The 3,098-nt window shown below is 33.9% G+C and carries 6 protein-coding genes; 3 read left to right on the top strand and 3 right to left on the bottom strand.

What is annotated here, in order from left to right:
• The 3 genes from V7Q33_RS19750 to V7Q33_RS19740 form a co-directional block, all read left to right on the top strand.
• A partial coding sequence (locus V7Q33_RS19750; protein WP_333820993.1) for a hypothetical protein occupies positions 1 to 227 on the top strand: 227 nt, incomplete at its 5' end.
• Positions 228 to 402: 175 nt separating this feature from the next.
• Positions 403 to 876, top strand: a complete 474-nt coding sequence (locus tag V7Q33_RS19745; protein ID WP_333820992.1) for a CPBP family intramembrane glutamic endopeptidase — start codon at positions 403 to 405, stop codon at positions 874 to 876.
• Positions 877 to 901: 25 nt separating this feature from the next.
• Positions 902 to 1,261, top strand: coding sequence for a hypothetical protein (locus V7Q33_RS19740; RefSeq protein WP_333820991.1), 360 nt, complete (start codon positions 902 to 904; stop codon positions 1,259 to 1,261).
• Positions 1,262 to 1,287: 26 nt separating this feature from the next.
• Here the strand turns inward: V7Q33_RS19740 and V7Q33_RS23450 are convergent, their stop codons facing one another.
• From V7Q33_RS23450 to V7Q33_RS19730, 3 genes are all read right to left on the bottom strand, one after another.
• Positions 1,288 to 1,788, bottom strand: coding sequence for a CPBP family glutamic-type intramembrane protease (locus tag V7Q33_RS23450; protein WP_442945996.1), 501 nt, complete (start codon positions 1,786 to 1,788; stop codon positions 1,288 to 1,290).
• Between the two features lie 132 nt (positions 1,789 to 1,920).
• The gene (locus tag V7Q33_RS19735) at positions 1,921 to 2,097 is read right to left on the bottom strand and encodes a hypothetical protein (protein WP_333820990.1); all 177 of its coding nucleotides are present in this window, start codon (positions 2,095 to 2,097) and stop codon (positions 1,921 to 1,923) included.
• A gap of 159 nt (positions 2,098 to 2,256) precedes the next feature.
• Positions 2,257 to 2,436, bottom strand: a complete 180-nt coding sequence (locus V7Q33_RS19730) for a hypothetical protein (protein ID WP_333820989.1) — start codon at positions 2,434 to 2,436, stop codon at positions 2,257 to 2,259.
• Between the last annotated feature and the right edge of the window lie 662 nt (positions 2,437 to 3,098).

Raw genomic sequence — 3,098 nt, 5'->3', positions numbered from 1 at the left:
TGAATCTGTTTGCAGCCTCGTTGGGAGCAAGCATATTTCTAAAAAGTATGTGGTATTTGATTAATGCTGCCATTAGGGAGGGGAGTCCCTTATCTGGCGCTTTCTGGGATAGGTTCTTCGCAGACTTTCATTTTATGAGTTTAAGTACTCTGGTTCTTTTAAGTTTAGTGTTCACTGTACTTTTGCTTACCCTAAGTATGGCGAAAAATACTAAGGAGTCAGCTTAACTGTCTTTACGGAGTTTCATATCAGAACCTGATAGGATGAATTCATGGGTACTCTATATATAGTTCGCTCATCGAATTTTTAAGTTAGTATGATAAAGGTATAATTTAGGCTACAAAAAAAATATAATCTATAAAGAAATGATTTTCTAGAACTAAGCTTTTATCGGTCTTGAAAATGAATTCGCTAAAAGACAAAGCTTTTAAATATGCAAATGAGAATACGCTAATATTCATCATTTTCTTCGTTGTGTTGAGGGTTCTGTTGGCAATTTTTTTTTCGATTCTGTTATCGTATTATGATCATGAACCGTTAGGTGGCGCAAGTTTTGACAGTTTGATTGAGGAGTTTTTACTGGCTGTATGCATTGCCCCTTTTTTTGAAACGTATCTTTGTCAGTATATACCATTTCATTACTTGTCGAAGTATATTCGGGCTCGTTATATTATTTTGCTTTCATCTTTGTTGTTCGGCTCTTTTCACCTTGCTTACAGTTTGCCTTATTTTGTGAATGCTTTTTTTGCAGGAATGATTTACGCTATGGCCTTTTTTCTGAAGCGACAATCGCGCCCATTGATTTATACAGCAATAATTCATGCAGCCTATAATCTGATCGGGTTTATTGACAACTGGATAAACATGCTAAAATGAAATCTTATAAGAAATATCTTTAAAAATGGCTACGAAATATCTCATTTTGTGTATCGCTCTTTGCTTTATTCCCTTTTTATCAAATTGTCAGACTGGCGAGGATTACAATCTTCAGTTGGATACATTGTCTGGTAAGGAGGCAATGTTAAACGAAATGTACGCGAAGTACTCAAGCAAAGCGGTTCTTCAAAAATTCAAGGGAGATACAAGTTGTGTAGAGCTATACTATAAAAATACCCGAATGGCGGTTATGCCTTATGATTATGCGCGTTTTATAAATTACGACTTTTTAAAGACGATAAAATATGAAGTGGTTTCCCTGAAGAGGAACAGGAAACTATTAAAAGTAAAAATCTATGTAGAAGAAAAAAATGCAACGCAATAATTCCACCTAAGCTTCATACCGCAAATTCAATAATCGCCATAAAACAAAAACTCTGAAAGATTATAAGATATATGGATAATTGCGACTAACAAAAATGCTATCGAACGCCTTCCTGTTTTTAGTAAGCCAAAGACGTAACATCCCGAGTAAATAAGTCCAGATAAAAAGGTTAAAGCTACATGAAGAAAGCTATCATAATGTGTTAACGAAAACAATAAGCTTGTGGCGAAGATACTCCAAACATACTTTCTTGAATTGTTTCTTAGCATGTAGGCAAACAGTTCAAAAACCAGTAGCTGAACGATCACAGCCTCGATGAGGGGGCCAATAACACATATGAAAATTATTGTTTCAAGTACATTAAAATCGTGTGTCCCTATACCTTTTATGCCGAGCGTTTCAGCTATAAGGTGAAAGATAAAACTTAAAATTATTTTAATAACAAGTGAAATTGTACAAACTATCCAGAGGTCTATTTTTAGATATTGTGACTGCAAACCTCCGCTGTCCACCGCTCTATATTCCATTATATAAATTGTTTCTCACGACTTAATAACTATAAAAGAATTCCCAACCGTGCATTGAATTGGTTGGGAATTCGCCGTAGTTTTTACATTGAATTTCAAAGACAATCAAAAACCACTTGGCCTTAAAATCAATTAGTAAAGGTGTTCAAAATCCTGAGAGTTCCACCACTTATATGCTTTCGCGATACCAGTTCCTACTGCGACTCCCAAGTCATAAAACAAGTTATCTCCCCCATTGATTTCTTCAATCTCTGATTGATCAAGTAAAGTAACATTCAACTCGTCCAAAGAAAAATCTTTAGTTTCCATATTCTGATTTAAATTATTGTTGAATAAATAAAGTTAATGACGAGATAGAGAATATAACCAAGTACCAAACCCAATCCAAATAAAAAGGGGGATGATTTGATGAGTGAAATCAAGTTCTCTACACCTTTCATTTTGCCAAATTTTAAAATTGACTGAAGGTTATGCCTTTGCTAGCTCGGTTTTAATTCCGGTATAAACACCATTTATAAGGTCATATACTGCTATAGCACCGACTCCGATGCCTATACCAATCAAAATTGGATTTCCTCCATTTAGTTCTTTGCTCTCATCCTGCGATAGTTCAACAACGCCAAAATTTTCCAATGTTAAAGAATTCATTTTATGGTTTTTTTAAAATTATTGTCAAAATCTGTTTGACAGTGTCCTTTGCAAAGGACTTACTAAATATAGGTAATCAACTAAAAGGCCAAAAAATAAATGGATCTTTTTTTTGTTATTTATACATATATACACAAAGTGGGGTATATGCTATTGCTTAATAGTACCTTGCATATAAGTATATGTATACCTTAAAGCCAGAACATGTAGTATTAAAAATGATTTACATTTATTGGTGAAGATTAATAATTATATATTTATTACTGGGAGTATATACATTGTTTTGCAGAACATCAATTCATGAGTTTAAACATCTTTCTTCTTATAGCAGTTGTCTCCATAAACTCAAAAAGAAAATGGCTATTATTTTCGTATCCCATCGTCCAGATATGGTTAAAGAAGCTAATCGGGTTTTTATGTGTTTTGCAGAATGGTAAAACAATCTTTTTATCCCAAGATTAAAAATTCAAGGAGGTAAGTGATTTCCTTGAACAAGAAGAATAGAGAACTACTACAAGTAAAAATCTGTGTAGAGTAAGGTCTTTGATGGCATTCTTTACAATCTTTTTTTACTGCCTTCTCTTTATTCTTCCAGAACCATCTGCTTGCGAATCTTCTTCTCCTCTTTTTTTATCCGTTCAGCCAGTTCAAGGCTGGCACCC

Origin of the sequence: Ohtaekwangia sp., from assembly GCF_036786105.1 — a bacterium.
In the GTDB taxonomy this organism is placed as follows: Bacteria; Bacteroidota; Bacteroidia; order Cytophagales; family Cyclobacteriaceae; genus Ohtaekwangia.
Note: the sequence above shows the minus strand (reverse complement) of the source record. Positions and strands in the feature narration are given on the sequence as shown.